This window comes from Azospirillum sp. UENF 211521 (assembly GCF_058780535.1).
This window is the reverse complement of sequence record NZ_JBSNCF010000003.1, coordinates 498,303-514,389: the sequence shown is the minus strand read 5'-3', so window position 1 is coordinate 514,389 and position 16,087 is coordinate 498,303. Positions and strand designations below refer to the sequence as shown.

Sequence of the window (16,087 nt, the reverse complement as noted above, 5' to 3'; positions counted from 1 at the left end):
GAAGCGCAGCGCTTGGTCTCTCTGATCTTTCCATTGGTCAGAGCATATCGCACCCTGACTTGCACCATTTGGGCCTGTTCTTTCGGATGCGAAGGAGACATGGGGCGTCGGCAGCCCCATCCGGCCCGGTCCCAAGATGCGGCGGGATGCACGGTCTACACCGCCCCCATCCGCACAAAGGCGTACGCGCCCTGGGAAACACGGCCTGAAGGGCGCCGAAATGAGTACGGACTAAAACGCGGCCCCATCACAACCTTGCATCGAAGTGCGTATTTACCGGTCCTGCTGTTCTGGTAACGTTGAAAACATCAAATGCAGATCGCGCAAGCATTCCTGATGATCTTCCAACAGAAACAGGCCAACCGGTCGGCAGGGGAAGACGCTGAAAATGGAAAAAATAAAATCTTTCCGAGTATCCGCGAGCGGACGCGCTCACCCGAGAATTGAAGCCCCACTCACCGGCAAGGGCGGATCGCGGTCCGCAACTCCGGTTTGAAGAGATGGGACGCATTGGCGTTTGACCGAAAGGGGGAGCGGATGACGACGGACATCAAGCATCAAGCGGGGATCGCCCCAGGGATCATGCCCGGCATCGTTCCAGGCATTGCGGTGGTCCTGGCCGACCCGAACAGCCTGACGCGGGATTGCTTCTCGCTCGGGCTCGGCACGCTGTGCCGGGACATGACCGTGCGGTCGGTGGCCTCGCTGAAGGACGCCGCCGGGGCCCTGGCGCGGGACGGGCGGGCGGAGGTCGTGCTGTGCAACATCGGCGCGCAGGCGGGGCTGAACGACGTCCTGTGCGCGGCCATCCGCGACGCCGTGTCGGCCTGCCTGCCGGTGCCGCTGGTGATCATCTCCGACCGCGACGACGGCGGGATGATCCTGGAAAGCCTGCGCCTTGGCGTGCGCGGCTACATCGTGCCCAGCCTCGGGCTGGGGGTCATGCTGGAGGCGATCCGGCTGGTCGCTGCCGGGGGCACCTTCGTGCCCGCCACCTCGCTGCAATCGCTGATCGCGCCGGCGCCCGGCACCATCACCGTTCCGCCGCCGGGGCCGGGCGCCGACCTGCCGGTGACCGACCGGATCGGCGGTCTGACGCCGCGCGAGATGGCCGTGCTGACCTGCATGCGCGAGGGCAAGTCGAACAAGCTCATCGCCTACATGCTGGGCATGTGCGAGAACACCGCCAAGGCCCATGTCCGCAATGTGCTGAAGAAGCTGGGCGCCACCAACCGGACGGAGGCCGCCTTCATGGCCCACGCCCATCTGTCCCGCGGCGCTCCCCTGGAATCGAACCGGCCCTGAGCGGGCGGCCCCCGATGGATGGCCGGCGCAGGAACGGTGCGGGGCGTCCCCGCACCGTTCCTGCGCCGGCTCACTCCTCCTCGCGCATGACGCGGCAGACCGCTTCCGTCCGGTTGGTGGCGCCGAGCCGCCGCAGGATGTTCCGCACATGCACCTTGACGGTGCTTTCCCGCATGCCGAGCTGGTGGGCGATGACCTTGTTCGGCTTGCCCTCCTGAAGGCATTCCAGGACGGCGATCTGGCGCGGTGTCAGTTGGGTCAGGTGGGGCTTGCCGTTGACCGCGGGCGTCGGCACGGATAACGCGGCGTGCAGCAGCGGCTCCGTCACCGTGCCCTGGTCCAGGATCAGCCGGTGCAGGATGGTTGCCGGAACGAAGATGCCGCCGGCCGCGACCAGACGGATCGCCTCCAGCGCCATGGTGAGTCCGACGGTGGTGGAGATGTAGCCGTGCGCGCCCTGGCGGATGGCCTCCAGCGCGGTCGCCGTCTCGTCGGAATCCGACAGCATGATGAGCGGGATGCCGTCCAGCACCTCCAGAAGTTCGGCCAGCCTCGGCCGGAACTCCGGATCGGAGGCGAGCCGCCCGCTGAAATTGGCCAGCGCGACGTCCGGCGCGCCGTCCCGCCGCACCACGCTTTCCAGATCGGCCAGGGAGGCCGCCGTCAGCACCCGCACCCCGCGCCCGCACAGGTTCAGGCTGGTGGACAGGCTTTCCCGGGTGAGCGGCGTCTCGTCATGCAGGATGGCCGTGACGATCTGTTCCTCCCCCAGGGGCCGTCCACCTCCGGACATCCGGTAATAGGAGCCGAACGGGCCGGAGTTGTTCATCGGGGCGGCGGTCAGGGAAAAGGCTGCCAGGATACGGTTGGGCGTGACGGTCGTGAGCGATGGGGTGCGGCGGGCGGCGTTGGGCGAGCGCGCTCCGTCTTTGCACGGCAACATACAAGACCTCCTTCTGCCACACCCATGGACACACCGAACCGCGGAGCAGGCCAGGACCGCCGCCAACATCGCCGTCAACATCGCTGCTGCGAAGACTTTGGCCCTGTTCGGTCAAGTGAACCGGATCGCGAGGGAAAGCGATGCCGCGAGAGGATTTTGCGACTGCTTCCATGCTATAACATCCCAGGAGTTTTTGACCGTCAATCGCAAACAAGATCATAATACTGTGCGCAGATATCCGCAAAATACCTCCAAATTAGTAAGTTTTTCAAAATTGTAACAGTGAGTTTTTTAATTTTTGATTGTTAGGTCCTGATAGATTTTCTCTTTATGGACGTGCGAGGGAGGGGTCCGGTCAGCGTTTTCCTTCCGTCATCATCTCGGAAGGGCAGGACAGCGGCGTCTTTCGGGGAAGATCGGCCTGGACGACGCTTCCCGTCTCCTGTCCCTGGGCGCGGATGGCGTTCCAGTCGGCCTCCGCATCGTTCCAGAACCAGACCCGCTCCCCCGGATCGGCCAGACGGTAGCGGTTGCCGTAGAGCCGGTTGCCGGCGGCGACCACCGCGGTGTCGGCGTCCACGTCGGTGACGGCGCCGACGCGCGCGTTGGCGTTGCGGATGACGAGGCTGTTGTCGAAGATCTCGTTGCCGACGGCGGGGGTGTAGGGCGCGCGGTCCTGGGACACCACCGTCACCGCGTTGCCGTAGCCGGCCGGCACGTCGATGTCGTTGCCGTAGACCTTCACGCCCCGCGCGCTGGAGATCAGGATCTGGGCGCCCCAGAACCAGCCCTGGCCGCGCTGCCCGTTGTCGGCGAGCCGGTTGTTGCGGATCACCCCGTCGTAGCTGATCTCGTAGGTGATGCCGTTGTCGGCGTTGCCGAAGACCAGATTGTCCTCGATCACCAGACGGTGCACGTCGATGTCGGCCCAGATGCCGGCGCCCACATTGTCGTGGACGCAATTGCCGCGGATGACTCCGCCGCCGGCGGACTCGGTGATCTTGCCGCCGCCGCCCTCCCAATGGAAATCGACGCCGGCGTAGCCGTTGCGGGCGATCTCGTTGCCGGCAATCAGGAAGTCCGTCCCCGACCCGGAAAAGCCGGCGTGGCCGTTGTCGTGGATGCGGTTGCCGAGGATGCGGCTGCCGTTGCCGGCGTTGATGCCGACGCCGTGGTTCAGGCGCAGGACGCTGTCGCGGACGGTCCAGCCGGGGCCGAACTCGGCGTCCACGGCGGCCGCCTGGATGGGGGCTGCGTATTTCTCGATGGTCAGCGCCTCGATGACGACACCCGACGCCGTGCCGCCGAAGGCGCGGGGGGTGACGCTGGTCTCGACGGTGCGCCCGGTGGGGTCGTCGCCGATCACGATCTCGTCGGCGGCGTAATCGAAGAACCAGCGCCCGGGTCCGACGTCGGACCGGCTGCCGGCATGCAGCAGCGGCGCGTCGTCAATGAACAGGTCCTCCGGTCGGGCGCAGCGGGGGAAGCCGGAGCGGCAGAACTCCGCCGCGTTGACCCGACCCTCCTGCGTCTGCCCGCGGGCGATCCACACGGAGCCGCGGCGGACGAAGGCGGTGAGCCGTCGCGCTCCGCTCAGCACCGCGCCGGGGGCGCCCATGAACCGGTTGCCGTCCTTTGGAACGATGGATTGCAGGCGATGAACGCCGGCCTCCAAGCGGAAGCGCGTGCCGGGGGGGTGGCGGTTCACCGCCGCCTGGAGGTCAGCGCCCGGTCGCAGGGAGACGGTGGGCGGCTCCGCTCCTGCCGCCGCCGCTGGAAGGCCGGCAAGCAGGAAGAGCGTCGCGAGGCGGGCAGGGCGGCGGGCGTGCCGCCGGGCTGTGGCGCGTCCGGTGTCCATGGTGGCCTCGCGGCGTCGTCCGCCACTCGGCGGATCTGTGTGGGCGGATCTGCGTGGGCGGATCGGCGTGGCGGATCGGAAGGGCGGGCGAATACGCTAGCATGCGAAGGCAGCGGCCAGAATCGTCAAACCGGACGATCGACCTTGGTCGGGGCCGGGCCTCGGCCCAAGGGAACCGGAGCGACCGCGGGCCGTTGCCCAAGGGCACACCCCCAATCGTTCGAGAGCGTGCCATGGCCTCCCGCATCGAGGATTACGCCCTTCTGGGAGACTGCGAGACCGCAGCCCTGTTGTCCGCCGAAGGTTCCATCGACTGGCTGTGCTGGCCGCGCTTCGATTCCGACGCCTGCTTCGCAGCGCTCCTGGGCACGCCGGAGAACGGGCGCTGGCTGCTCCGCCCCAGCGACCCCGACGCCCGGACGAGCCGCCGTTACCGCGGCGACAGCCTGATCCTGGAGACCGAGTTCGAGACGGACGAGGGCGCCGTCACCGTGATCGATTTCATGCCCCCGCGCGGCGAGGCGTCGGACGTCGTGCGCATCGTGCGCGGTCGGCGCGGGCGGGTCGCCATGCGGATGGACCTGACGCTGCGCTTCGGCTATGGGCACGTCGTGCCCTGGGTGACGCGGATCGGCCCGCACACCCTGCGCGCCATCGCCGGGCCGGACATGGTGGCCCTCCACACCAGCGCCCCGATCCACGGCGAGGATCTGAGCACCGTCGCCGACTTCACCGTGGCGGAGGGCGAGAGCCTCAGCTTCGTGATGATCTACTCCCCCTCGCACCTGCCGCTGCCGCCGCCGGTCGATGCCGAACAGGCGCTGGCGGAGACCGAGCGCTTCTGGGCGGAGTGGAGCGGGCGCTGCACTTACAGCGGTTTGTGGCGGGACGCGGTTGTGCGCTCGCTGGTCACGCTGAAGGCGCTGACCTACCGTCCGACCGGCGGCATCGTCGCGGCGCCGACCACCTCCCTTCCCGAACAACTCGGCGGGGTGCGCAATTGGGACTATCGTTACTGCTGGCTGCGCGACGCCACCCTGACCCTGCTGGCGCTGATGAACGCCGGCTACCTGCAGGAGGCGCGGGACTGGCGCGACTGGGGCCTGCGCACCATTGCCGGCAGTCCCCAGCAGATCCAGATCATGTACGGCATCGCCGGGGAGCGCCGTCTGCTCGAATGGGAGGTGCCCTGGCTTCCCGGCTACGAAGGCGCCAGCCCGGTCCGGGTCGGCAACGCTGCGGCCCCCCAGCTCCAGCTTGACGTCTACGGGGAGATGATGGACGCGGCGCATCAGGCGCGGATGCGCGGCATCGAGATCCGGCCGGAAGGCTGGCACGTCCAGTGCGCCTTGCTCGACCATATGGAGTCGGTGTGGGACCAGCCCGACGAAGGCATCTGGGAAGTGCGCGGCGGCGCCCGGCATTTCACCCATTCCAAGGTGATGGCCTGGGTCGCCGTGGACCGCATGGTGAAGAGCGCGGAGAAGTTCGGCCTGGACGCGCCTTTGGACCGCTGGAAGGCGCTGCGGCAGGCCATTTTCGAGGACGTCTGCGCCAAAGGCTATTCGAAGGAGCGGAACAGCTTCGTCCAGTATTACGGCGCCAGCCACGTCGACGCGGCGCTGCTGATGCTGCCGATGCTCGGATTCCTGCCGGTGGACGATCCCCGCATCCAGGGCACGGTCGCCGCCATCGAGCGGGAACTGCTGCAAGACGGCCTTGTCATGCGCTACCGGACGGAGCGGACCGACGACGGGCTTCCCGACGGGGAGGGCGTGTTCCTCGCCTGCTCCTTCTGGCTGGCCGACGTCTATGTGCTGCAAGGGCGTCAGGCGGAGGCCGAGGCGCTGTTCACCCGGCTGCTCGCCCTGCGCAACGATCTTGGGTTGTTGTCGGAGGAATACGACACGACGGCGAAGCGGCTGGTCGGCAACTTCCCGCAGGCCTTCTCGCACATCGCGCTGATCAACACCGCCTTCAACCTGACCCGCGCGGAGAAACCGGCGGAGCAGCGCCAGGACGGCGACTGACGGCGGACCGGAAAAACCCCTCCCGCCGGTGAGGGCGGGAGGGGCGCGTCGGGCAGGGTCAGCGGATGTTGCTGCCGGTCGTGCTGCTGCCCGTGGTGGTGCTGGAGGTGCCGGTGCGGCTGGTGCTGTCCGAACTGCCGGAGGTCCCGCTCGTCCCGGTGCCGGACATGCCGGTCCCGGAGGTGCCGGAGGCTCCGGACGTGCCCGTCGTGGACCCGCTCATGCCGGTGCTGCCCATCCCCGAGCCGCTCATGCCGGTTCCGGAAGACCCGGCGGTGCCGAGCCCGGCCATCGCCGATGCCCCGGCGGTGGTGCCGGTGCCGCCGAAGGTCTGCTCACGGACGCGCAGGTTGTTCTGCACGTGGCGGACGCCCGAGATGGTCTCGGCCATATCCTCGGCGCGGCGCTTGGTCCGGCGGTCGCCCACCGTGCCGCTCAGCGTGACCTCGGAATTGCTGACGGTCACGTCGATCTCCGACGCGTCGATGTAGGGATCGTCGGTCAGGCGGTCGTTCACATCCTCGCGGATGCGGTCGTCGGAGCGGGTGTAGCCGCGCGGCCCGCGGCCCCGATGGTGCTGGGCGCCGGGATCGTCGTTGCGGGCGTCCATGCGGCGGCGGCGCTCCGCGTCCTCGTCGCCGAACCAGGAGGCCATCTCGTCGCCCGCCCGTTCGAAGAAGCCGCGCTCCTCGTTGCGGCCGGAACCGCCTCCACCATAGCCCATCCGGCCATAGTCACGGTTGCCATAGTCGCGATTGCCGGAATCGCGGCTGCTGTAGTCCCGGCTCCCATAGCCGCGGGAGCCGGAGCCGTAGTCCATGCCGCCGTAGTCGCGGCTGCCGTAATCACGGCCGCCATAGGCCCCGCTGCCGTAGTCGGAGCGGCCGAAGCCGCCGCGATAACCGAAGTCCTGGCCGTAGTCGCCGCGGTCATCGTAATTCTGGCGGTCGTCGCGGGAGCGCCAGTCGCGCTGGCCCTGGCCGAAGGAACCACGGGACCCGGAGTCGCGGCCGTAATCGGAGCGGCCGTAATCACGGCCATAATCACGGTTGCCGGAGCCCTGGCCATAAGACCCCTGGCCGTAGGAACCCTGACCGTAGGAACCCTGACCGTAATCGCCCCGGCCTTCCTGCTGGCGCCAGTAGTCGCGGCCATAGTCGAAGCCTTCGCGGCCCTGGCCCTCGTAGCCGTAGCCCGGCTGGCGGCCACCGCCGCCCATCATGCCGGAACGGCCAGACTGGCCCGATCCGGATTGGCCCCAATTCGATTGACCGAACTCGTCACGGCCACGGTTCTGGTAAGAGCCTGCGCTCCACTCGCGGCCTTCGCCGCGTTGGCGGTCGCGCTCCCACCGGTCGTCGTCGCGGCGGGTGCTCTGGTCGTTCCTCCACCTGGATTCATAGTCGGACATGGGATGCTCCCCATTTGGACAGTGCCCGTTCGCCGGGCGTCCGCAAACAACAGGGAAGGCGCCGAAGGATCGCGGGCCGGCGTTGGCTTTGCCATCTCTTTGCCATGCGCCCCGCACAGGCCAGCCAACCGCAAGGCCCTTGGGGAGCGCGCAATCCCGGAATCCGCGGGGCCCGTGCCGTTTCGCGCCGCTGCGGCGGTTCGTGCGTGAAGACGGCCCTTCGAGCGCCCCCTTGAACGGCGCGGCGAAGGAAACATATGTGCAACATCGCCGGCGGATGGCCGTAACCTTCGGGTGACCGACCGGCGAACCCTTTCCGGGTCGTGATTCAACGGTTGACCGGCGTCGTCATCTGGATTACTGGCTCGAACACCGCTCTCCCTGGCCGGTTCGGCCGGCTGCCTCGACCCATCCCCACGGTCCTGGCGCCGCCGATGGCCGGGGAGACCCCCGAGATCCGCATCGACACGCGATGCACGCCCGTCCGGCAGCGTTGAATGCCGGCTGAGATGTTGTGAAGCAAGAAGGACGTATGACGTTTGATAACAAGCGCCGCCGCGCGGCGCCCAAGGGCGGCAACCGCCCGAACTCGAATTTTGGCGGCAACCGCCCGAACACGATTGTTGGCGATGTGCGCAGCGGCAAGTCCGGCGGCCCGCGTTTCCAGAAGAACCAGAACCCCAAGCCCTACGAGCGCCCCAAGGCGACCCGTCCGCCCGGCGCGCCGGTTCCCGGCCCGGTGCCGGGCCACGACGAGATCCTGTTCATCCCGCTCGGCGGCTGCTCGCGCATCGGCATGAACATGGCGCTCTACGGCCATGCCGGGAAGTGGCTGATCGTCGACGCCGGCGTCGCCTTCATGGGCGACGAGGCGCCGGGCATCGACAGCCTGATGGCCGATCCCTCCTTCATCGAGGAGCGGATGGACGAGGTGGTCGGGCTGGTCGTCACCCACGCCCACGAAGACCACATCGGCGCCATCCACCATCTGTGGCCGGGGCTGGAATGCCCGATCTACGCGACCCCCTTCGCCGCCCACGTCATCCGTGACCGGCTGAAGGAGTCCGGCGGCCTCCGCCACGCCCGCATCCGGGTGTTCGAGCCGGGCGCCTCCTTCGAGATCGGTCCCTTCGGCATCGAGACCATCACCGTCACCCACTCGATCCCCGAGCCGGTGTCGGTGGCGATCCACACCAAGGCCGGCACGGTCCTGCACACCGGCGACTGGAAGTTCGACCCGCACCCGCTGGTCGGCCCGACCATGGACCTGGACGCGCTGAAGCGTCTGGGCGACCGCGGCGTGCTGGCGATGATGTGCGACAGCACCAACGCCAACGTCGACGGCACCACGGGGTCGGAAGCCGACGCCCGCGCCGGCCTGATGGAGGCCTTCGCCGGGCGCAAGGGCGCCATCGCGGTGACCGGCTTCGCGTCCAACGTCGCCCGCATGCAGGCGGTGGCGGAAGCCGCGGCGGCCAACGACCGTAAGGTGGTTCTGGTCGGCCGCTCGATGCTGCGCATGGAGAAGGCGGCCCGCGCCAGCGGCTATCTGGAGACGGCTCCGGAGTTCATCTCCATTATGGAAGCTTCCTGGACGCCGCGCCGGAACCTCGTGTTCCTGTGCACCGGCAGCCAGGGCGAGGAGCGGGCGGCGCTCAGCCGTCTGGCCCGCGACGGCCACCGCGACCTGTGGCTGGAAAGCGGCGACACGGTGATCTTCTCCGCCCGCGCCATTCCCGGCAACGAGGTGGTGCTGGCCGACGTGCAGGATCATCTGAAGGCCAAAGGCGTGACGGTGGTGACCCCCGCCGACGCGCCGGTGCATGTGTCGGGCCACCCGAAGCGGGACGACCTGATCCGCATGTACGACCTGATCCGCCCGCGCTTCTCCGTGCCGGTGCACGGCACGATCGAGCATCTGGAGGCCCACGCCCGCCTCGCCCGCGCCTGCGGCGTGGAACGGGCGCTGGTTCCGGAGGACGGCGACATCCTGCGGATCGCCCGGGAAGGCACCGCGGTCATCGGCCACATGGAGGCCAAGCGCCTCGCCAACACCGGGCGCGAGCTGATCCCCTGGACGGGTCTGCCCGTCGTGGAGGACGCGGACGCCGCGGCCGAAGCCCTGGAGACGATGGCCGCCTGACGCTGCCATCATCCCCGACCGCCACCTTTCATCGGGCCACGAATCACCAGAAGGGGGACAACCGCCCTCCGTTCGCGCGCACCAGGGGCCGGTTCACGGCCCTGTTTTTTTCTTGGAGAGTTGCCCATGGCTGGCTATCCCGCCGACCGGCTTTCCTTCCCCGACATCCTCGATCCGGTGCTGGAAGCGCCGGACGGGGACGACACCGCCCTCGACCGCGCCATCAACGAGGTGGCCGAGGCGCTGGCCGACAGCGGGACCCTGATCGTCGACGCCCTGGGCCAGGCGGCCTACGGCGTGACCGACGAGGAGGCCGTCCTCGGCCTGATCGACACCTACATCCGCGTCCTTCTGCATCTCGGCGAGGTGGAGGAGGCGGCGGACATGGGCGAGGTGATCGAGCGCATCCAGCGCTTCCAGCGCCGCCGCAAGCGCCGCGGTTCGCGCGCCTCCTGACCCGGCCCCATAATCCGGCCTATCCTCAGACCGGCGGGACCGTTCCGCCGGTCAGCCAGCGGGTCGCCAGGGCGCGCAGCCTTGCGGTCTGCTGCCGCTGCCGGTAGACCGACACGGCGTAGCCGATCCCGATGAAGCCGACGATCACCACCCAGAAGCCGAACAGATAGCGCCAGTCCGCCCCGGCTGTCAGCAGCACCAGGAGGACCAGCGTCACCACCCCCGCCACCACCCCGCCGATGATGCGCATCCGCAGGAAGGCGGCCTCGTCGCTCTGTTCGAAATCCTCGGCCAGCGCCTGGATTTCCAGTCCGGCCTGACGGCGGGCCTCCGCCGCCGGGTTCAGCGCATCCATGCCATCTCCAATCCGTTTCCGGGCTTCGCATCCCAGGCGCGATGATCCGTCACATTCGCCTGCTATGAAAGGAAGAACAGGCAAAACGCGCTTCCGGTCCTCCGCGTCCCCGGTGCGGGCCGGCCGCTTCGGTGGAGTCCTCGAACCATGCAGACCGGCCCAGCCATGCAGACCGGCTATGTGCGCACCTACGAACGCATCGCCCCGCTCTACGACGCGTTGGACCTCGGCTACGAGGTGATGTGGAAGCGGCGGCTGCGGCAGGGGACCTTCCGCGGCCTGTCCGGGCGCATCCTCGACGCCGGGGCGGGCACCGGCCGCAACATCCCCTTCTACCCCGCCGCCGCCTGCGTGACCGCGGTGGACGCCAGCCCGGCCATGCTGGCCCGCGCCGCCAAACGGGCGGACCGGCTGGGGCGGGCGGTGACGTTCCGGGTGCTGGATCTGGCCGCCACCGGCTTTCCCGACGGCCATTTCGACCATGTGGTGGCGACCTTCGTCTTCTGCGTCCTGCCGGAGGAACTGCAGGTGCCGGTGCTGCGCGAGATGCGGCGCATCCTGAAACCGGAGGGGACGCTGCGCATCCTCGACTACACCCAGTCGGAGCGCCCGGCGGCCCGGCTGTGGATGCGCGTGGTGTCGCCCTGGCTGAGCTTCGCCTTCGGCGCCCGCTACACCGCCGGCTACGAGGCCCATCTGCCGCAGGCCGGCATGGGGGCGCTGGACAGCCGCTTCGTGATGGGCGACTGCGTGAAACTGGTGGAGGCCCGCGCGGCCTGAGCCGCCGGGCCGTCCGTCACCCGGTCACCCGGTCACCCGATCAGGCGGTCAGCCGGCGCGCCGCCGTTCGTGCGCCGGGCCGCCGAAATGGTCGAGCGCCTGGGCCAGCGCGTCGTCGAACACCTCGGCCTTCTCGGTGAAATAGTCAAAATAGCCGTAATGGCGGCGCAGCGGCAGTTCGGTCAGCGAGCGGATGCGGTAGGCCGGGTCGTTCAGCGTGCCGCGCTCCATCAGCTCGATCACCCGGCGCAGCCGCGCGACCTCCGCCTTGTAGGAGTTGGCGAACCACTGGCGGATCTTCCAATTCTCCACCTCAAGCTGATTGCGCGGCACCGGCCCGATCCAGGAGACCGGGAAGGGGGCGGCCACCGTCACCTCGTCGAAGCCGTGCAACTCCGACAGAATGATGCTGCGGTGGTAGGCGCCGTCGATCAGCCCGCCGGGCGCCTCCTCGAAACCGTAGAGATAGAGCCAGAGGGCGCTTTCCACCGCCTCGGCGGTGATGTCCTCCAGCCCGACCTCGCCGGCCATCAGGCGGCGTGCGGCGGCGTTGCCGTGCAGCAGCCCGTTGCCGGAGCGGAAATCGTAGGTGTTGAAGACGACGCCGACCTCGGCCTCGTTCAGGGTGCGGGCGATCTCGGCCACGGTGTCGCGGTCGCGCACCGGGGCGTACTGGCGGGCCGGCATCAGCCGCTCCAGCACCGCCGAGGGCGACAGCGGGACGTCCAGCCAGCGCCGGGCATGCTCGCCCAGCACCGGGCGGAACACGCCCTTGTGCCCGAACAGGGCGGTTTGCCAAGCCTGGAGCAGCCCGCCGGACGCCCCCGTGTGTTCGAGAAGCAGGCGGCGCACGTCCTCGCCGCGCAACCAGGCGGCCAGCACGACGATCTGCCCGGAGGTGACCGTGAACAGGTCGGGCATCCGCTCCAGGCGGTCGAGCGCCGTCAGCACGCCCGCGCCGTGCAGGTTGAACCCACCGAAGCCGCCCAGGGCGACCGCTCGTTTCTGCATGTCAAAAACTCCAACCGAAGAACAACCGGCCCGCGCGGCGCCGCTGTCGCGGACCGCCGCCGGGCCAGCGCTACGCCATGCGCCCGCAAACGGATGTGCCGGGCATGGCGGGGCGTCACTGCCGCTGTGTCAGGGAAAAGATGGGCCGTCCGTCGTCAACCGGCGGCCCGGCCGCCACCCAGTCGGTGGGGATCGAGGTCCGCCGTCCGTCCTTTCAGGAACGCGGCCAGCCGGCCCAGCAGGGACCGGAGATGCTCGGCGCGCAATTGTGCGGCCTTGCGGCGGATGAGCCGCAGATCGCGTTCGGAGGGAAGGGCGGAAGCGAAAGGCGAAGGCGTGTTCATAAGGGACCTCCTCAAAGGATTGAGAAGGCGTCTCCCCCTGGAGAAAGGACTTATCATTATGTTGCAGTGCACAATGTAGGGCAGCGTCACTGCCCCGTCAAGGCTGGTCCGCTTTTTGTCCGCCGCCCACCGCTCGCGCTCCCCGGCCAAAACCACCGGCTGGGGTGCGGTTCAATCCCCGGTCTGGCTCAACGGGTTGTGGTTCAGAAGATCCTGGATGGCGCCTTGAAGCTGCCGCGGCGTGATCGGCTTGCGCACCACGGCGAGCCCGAGCGCCGCCGCGTCGCGGTCGCAGTCGGTGCCGATCTCTCCGGTCAGGATGATGGCGGGAACCGGCGAGCCGACCAGCCCGCGGATCTGCACGATGGCCTCCGTGCCGATCCGGCCGTTGCGCAGCCGGTAATCGGCGATGATCAGGTCGGGCCGGCGGGCCAGCCCGCGCAGCCGCTCCAGCGCCTGCTCGGCGGAGCCGGCCACCACGACCTCGTACCCCCATTCCTGGAAGATGGTCCGCAAGCCCATCAGGACGATCACGTCGTCCTCGACCAGGACGGCCAGCCGCCCCTCTCCGGACGGCGCGACCTCGGCCTCGGGGGCGGGAAGGGAGACGGCCGGTGCGGCGGCGCGCGGCGCCTCGATGGAGAAAACCGAGCCATGCGCCGGTTCGGAGCGGACCGACACCGGATGGTTCAGCAGCCGCGACAGCCGCTGCACGATGGCCAGCCCGAGCCCGAGCCCCTGGCTGCGGTCGCGCTCCGGGTTGGCGACCTGATGGAACTCCTCGAACACCTTGGTTTGCTGCTCCGCCGAGATGCCGATGCCGCTGTCCTGCACGGTGATGCGGACGGTCCCGTTCGTCGCCTGGCAGGACACGCGGACGTAGCCCGTCTCGGTGTAGCGGATGGCGTTCTCCACCAGATTGCGGAGCATCCGGCCGAGCAGCAGCCGGTCGCTGCGCACCGCCAGATCCTGGGCGGGTTGGGCGACGGCGAACTCCAACCCCTTGCTCGCGGCGATCGGGGCGTAGGCCGCCTCGATCTCCTCCAGCAGCGGGCGCAGGGCCAGCGTGCCGATCTGCGGGGTGATGACGCCGGCGTCCAGGCGCGACACGTCCAGAAGGCTGTCAAGAAGATTCTTCAGCGTCTCCAGCGCCCGCTCCAGCGAAGCCAGCGGGCCTCGCCCCTTGTCGGGATCGACGTGGCGTTGCAGGACGCCGGCGAACAGAAGGGCGGATTGCAGCGGTTGGCGCAGGTCGTGGCTGGCCGCGGCCAGGAACTTCGATTTGGAGACGTTGGCTTCGTCGGCCTTGGCCTTGGCCTCGCGCAGGGCCTCCTCCATCGCCTTGCGCCCGGTGATGTCGAGGTTCAGCCCGCTGAGCCGGACCAGACGCCCGCTGTCGTAGACGGGGCGGCCGATCGCCATGATCCAGCGCACCCCGTCGCGCGGATGGAGGATGCGGAACTCGCCGCGGTAATCGGAGCGCCGGGCCTCCAGAACGTCCTTCGTGAAGCGGCGCACCGTGTCCCGGTCGGCCGGGTGGACCAGTTCGAAGAAGCTGTCCTCGCCGGGCGTGAAATTGTCCGGGGTGACGCCGTACAGCCGGTACATGCCGTCCGACCAGGCCAGCGTCCGGTCGCGCAGGTCGAAATCCCAGATGCCGGCTTCCGATGCGGCCAGGGCGATGGTCAGCCGCTCCTCGCTGCGCCGCAGGGCCTCTTCCAGCGCCTTGCGCTCGGTGATGTCGAGGTTCAGGCCGCTGAATTGCAGCGGCGTGCCGTCCAGGCCATAGCTGACACGCCCGATCGACGAGACCCAGCGGACGTCACCGCTGGGCTGGACGATGCGGTATTCCAGGCGGATGTAGGCGCGCCGTTCGGCGAGCATCTCCGTCTGGGCCTTCAGCGTGGCGATGTCGAAGTCGTCGGGATGGACCACCGACCGCCACATGGCGCTGGTCGCCTCGTGCACGGCCGGGTCGAGCCCGAAGATGCGGAAGGTCTCCTCCGACCAGTGGCCCTGGCCGGTTGCCAGATCCCAGTCGAAGGACCCCGCCATGGCCGATTCCAGGGCGAGGCTCAGCCGGTCCTTGCTCTTGCGCAGATCGTCCTCGGCCTGGCGGCGCCGGGTGATGTCGAGAAGATAGACGGACATGCCGTTGGCGTTGGGGAAGGCCCGCATCCAGAACCAGCGCTCGGTGCGCACGCCCTGGAACTCGGCGTCGGTGGGCGTCTGGTCGATCATCGCCTGATGGGCTTTGCGCCACAGCGGCGTATCGACCAGTTCGGGGAAGGCGTCCCACAGCGAGCGGCCGCGCAGGTCGCGGCCCTGGGCGATCAGGGAGATCGCCTTGTCGTTCAGGGAGGTGAAACGCCAGTCGCGATCCAGCTCGATCACGCCGTCCACCGTGCTGCCGAGCACCGCCGCCATGCGCAGCGCGTTGCTGCGCGCCAATTCGTGGGCGCGCAGGAAACGCCACAGGCTCCAGCCGACGATCAGCCCGGCGAACAGGAAAAGCCCGGCGAAGATCAGAAGCGTGCGCTGTGCCGCCTCGTTGACCGGCTGCATGGAGCGGTCCTTGTCGAGGCTGACATGGACGTAGAGGTTGGGAACGCCGGCGGCCAGCGGAGACACCGCGGTGACCCGCATCCGGCCGTCCGGTCCGGGCGCCTCGACCACGCGCCGCTCCCCACGGTCCAGCATCGCCTGATAGGGATTGGTCAATGGCTTGCCGACGGTGTCCGGTGTGTCCGGCTGGTGCGCCAGGACGATGCCCGAGCGGTCGGCGATCACCACCTCCGCCTCGGCCGGCAGGGTCTTTTCGCGCAGGAACAGGTTCAGCCAGGTGGTATCGAGCAGCACCGTGACCACTCCCGACGGAGCGCCGCTCTCGTCCTTGTAGGCCAGGGCGAAGGGGATGGAGGGGCGGCCCGTGGTGCGGGAGGTCAGGGTGGCCCCCTGGCTCTGCTCTCCAGTGGTCAGCGCCTCCTGCCAATAGCTGCGGTCGGCGACCGACAGGCCGCGCGCCTGCGGTTCGGTGGAACACCAGATGGTCCCGGACCGGTTGCTGACGCTCACGGCCAGATAAGGGGGATATTTGGCTTTGATCCGGAGAAGTGTGTCCTGGCATGCGGCTGGCGACAGCCGCCCGACCCCCATTTCGGTAAGAGCAACCAAAACGTGTTCAATGTCGTCGGCGATGCGCTGTTGTTCGGATTCGACCTGATCCAGAAGCTGCATCGAATCCACACGGATTTCCGCTTCCCGGGACTTGCGCAATTCCAGGATGCTGTGCACTTCGAAGGCGATCAGCGGTAACGCAACCACAAGGAAAAGAATCGACAACCGACGCGCCGACCATCCAGGCCGCTGGTCCGGCTCGCTGGTCTTCACCCGTATCTCCTTGCTCCACCCTTCTGCGGGCAAAGATTGCCAGAATACGATGGTAATTAAA

At 68.5% G+C, this 16,087-nt stretch carries 13 protein-coding genes; 6 read left to right on the top strand and 7 right to left on the bottom strand.

What is annotated here, in order from left to right:
• Positions 1-537: 537 nt before the first annotated feature.
• A complete protein-coding gene (locus ACWPN5_RS27110; RefSeq protein ID WP_145681920.1) occupies positions 538-1,305 on the top strand; it encodes a response regulator transcription factor in 768 nt (255 codons plus the stop codon).
• 70 nt (positions 1,306-1,375) lie between these two features.
• Here ACWPN5_RS27110 and ACWPN5_RS27105 read toward each other — a convergent pair whose 3' ends face one another.
• Positions 1,376-2,248 (bottom strand): LuxR C-terminal-related transcriptional regulator, encoded by an 873-nt coding sequence (locus ACWPN5_RS27105; protein WP_492298475.1) that lies wholly within the window; start codon positions 2,246-2,248, stop codon positions 1,376-1,378.
• Positions 2,249-2,603: 355 nt separating this feature from the next.
• Positions 2,604-4,106: a right-handed parallel beta-helix repeat-containing protein gene (locus ACWPN5_RS27100; protein WP_247888209.1), complete on the bottom strand. Its 1,503-nt coding sequence runs from the start codon at positions 4,104-4,106 to the stop codon at positions 2,604-2,606.
• A gap of 233 nt (positions 4,107-4,339) precedes the next feature.
• Between ACWPN5_RS27100 and ACWPN5_RS27095 the strand changes: the two genes are divergently transcribed.
• On the top strand, positions 4,340-6,136 hold the full coding sequence (locus ACWPN5_RS27095) for a glycoside hydrolase family 15 protein (protein WP_145681918.1): 1,797 nt from the start codon (positions 4,340-4,342) through the stop codon (positions 6,134-6,136).
• Between the two features lie 58 nt (positions 6,137-6,194).
• Here the strand turns inward: ACWPN5_RS27095 and ACWPN5_RS27090 are convergent, their stop codons facing one another.
• The gene (locus tag ACWPN5_RS27090; RefSeq protein WP_492298472.1) at positions 6,195-7,547 is read right to left on the bottom strand and encodes a BON domain-containing protein; all 1,353 of its coding nucleotides are present in this window, start codon (positions 7,545-7,547) and stop codon (positions 6,195-6,197) included.
• A 532-nt stretch (positions 7,548-8,079) separates the two neighbouring features.
• On the opposite strand from ACWPN5_RS27090, the gene ACWPN5_RS27085 reads away from it, so the two are divergent.
• Together ACWPN5_RS27085 and ACWPN5_RS27080 are read left to right on the top strand one after the other, a co-directional pair.
• Positions 8,080-9,690 (top strand): ribonuclease J, encoded by a 1,611-nt coding sequence (locus ACWPN5_RS27085; protein WP_492298470.1) that lies wholly within the window; start codon positions 8,080-8,082, stop codon positions 9,688-9,690.
• Between the two features lie 126 nt (positions 9,691-9,816).
• Positions 9,817-10,146 carry a hypothetical protein gene (locus ACWPN5_RS27080; protein WP_109071295.1) on the top strand — a complete coding sequence of 110 codons (330 nt, stop codon included), beginning with the start codon at positions 9,817-9,819 and terminating at the stop codon, positions 10,144-10,146.
• A gap of 25 nt (positions 10,147-10,171) precedes the next feature.
• On the opposite strand, the gene ACWPN5_RS27075 is transcribed toward ACWPN5_RS27080, so the two are convergent.
• A complete protein-coding gene (locus ACWPN5_RS27075) occupies positions 10,172-10,501 on the bottom strand; it encodes a hypothetical protein (protein WP_035679689.1) in 330 nt (109 codons plus the stop codon).
• 147 nt (positions 10,502-10,648) lie between these two features.
• Between ACWPN5_RS27075 and ACWPN5_RS27070 the strand changes: the two genes are divergently transcribed.
• Entirely contained in the window at positions 10,649-11,281 is a 633-nt protein-coding gene (locus tag ACWPN5_RS27070) for a class I SAM-dependent methyltransferase (protein ID WP_145681916.1), read from the top strand.
• 48 nt (positions 11,282-11,329) lie between these two features.
• Here the strand turns inward: ACWPN5_RS27070 and ACWPN5_RS27065 are convergent, their stop codons facing one another.
• The 3 genes from ACWPN5_RS27065 to ACWPN5_RS27055 form a co-directional block, all read right to left on the bottom strand.
• On the bottom strand, positions 11,330-12,292 hold the full coding sequence (locus ACWPN5_RS27065) for a hypothetical protein (RefSeq protein WP_145681915.1): 963 nt from the start codon (positions 12,290-12,292) through the stop codon (positions 11,330-11,332).
• Between the two features lie 155 nt (positions 12,293-12,447).
• Complete coding sequence (locus ACWPN5_RS27060) at positions 12,448-12,636, bottom strand: hypothetical protein (RefSeq protein WP_114861064.1); 189 nt, start codon at positions 12,634-12,636, stop codon at positions 12,448-12,450.
• Between the two features lie 171 nt (positions 12,637-12,807).
• A complete protein-coding gene (locus ACWPN5_RS27055) occupies positions 12,808-15,873 on the bottom strand; it encodes a PAS domain-containing protein (protein ID WP_492298720.1) in 3,066 nt (1,021 codons plus the stop codon).
• Between ACWPN5_RS27055 and ACWPN5_RS27050 the strand changes: the two genes are divergently transcribed.
• The gene (locus ACWPN5_RS27050) at positions 15,814-15,951 is read left to right on the top strand and encodes a hypothetical protein (RefSeq protein WP_200476810.1); all 138 of its coding nucleotides are present in this window, start codon (positions 15,814-15,816) and stop codon (positions 15,949-15,951) included. The genes ACWPN5_RS27055 and ACWPN5_RS27050 overlap by 60 nt on opposite strands.
• Positions 15,952-16,087: the final 136 nt, after the last annotated feature.

Coding starts and splice junctions, on each gene's coding strand:
- ACWPN5_RS27110 (WP_145681920.1), top strand. CDS start 538: ATGACGACGGACATCAAGCATCAAGCGGGGATCGCCCCAGGGATCATG.
- ACWPN5_RS27105 (WP_492298475.1), bottom strand. CDS start 2,248: ATGTTGCCGTGCAAAGACGGAGCGCGCTCGCCCAACGCCGCCCGCCGC.
- ACWPN5_RS27100 (WP_247888209.1), bottom strand. CDS start 4,106: ATGGACACCGGACGCGCCACAGCCCGGCGGCACGCCCGCCGCCCTGCC.
- ACWPN5_RS27095 (WP_145681918.1), top strand. CDS start 4,340: ATGGCCTCCCGCATCGAGGATTACGCCCTTCTGGGAGACTGCGAGACC.
- ACWPN5_RS27090 (WP_492298472.1), bottom strand. CDS start 7,547: ATGTCCGACTATGAATCCAGGTGGAGGAACGACCAGAGCACCCGCCGC.
- ACWPN5_RS27085 (WP_492298470.1), top strand. CDS start 8,080: ATGACGTTTGATAACAAGCGCCGCCGCGCGGCGCCCAAGGGCGGCAAC.
- ACWPN5_RS27080 (WP_109071295.1), top strand. CDS start 9,817: ATGGCTGGCTATCCCGCCGACCGGCTTTCCTTCCCCGACATCCTCGAT.
- ACWPN5_RS27075 (WP_035679689.1), bottom strand. CDS start 10,501: ATGGATGCGCTGAACCCGGCGGCGGAGGCCCGCCGTCAGGCCGGACTG.
- ACWPN5_RS27070 (WP_145681916.1), top strand. CDS start 10,649: ATGCAGACCGGCCCAGCCATGCAGACCGGCTATGTGCGCACCTACGAA.
- ACWPN5_RS27065 (WP_145681915.1), bottom strand. CDS start 12,292: ATGCAGAAACGAGCGGTCGCCCTGGGCGGCTTCGGTGGGTTCAACCTG.
- ACWPN5_RS27060 (WP_114861064.1), bottom strand. CDS start 12,636: ATGAACACGCCTTCGCCTTTCGCTTCCGCCCTTCCCTCCGAACGCGAT.
- ACWPN5_RS27055 (WP_492298720.1), bottom strand. CDS start 15,873: ATGCAGCTTCTGGATCAGGTCGAATCCGAACAACAGCGCATCGCCGAC.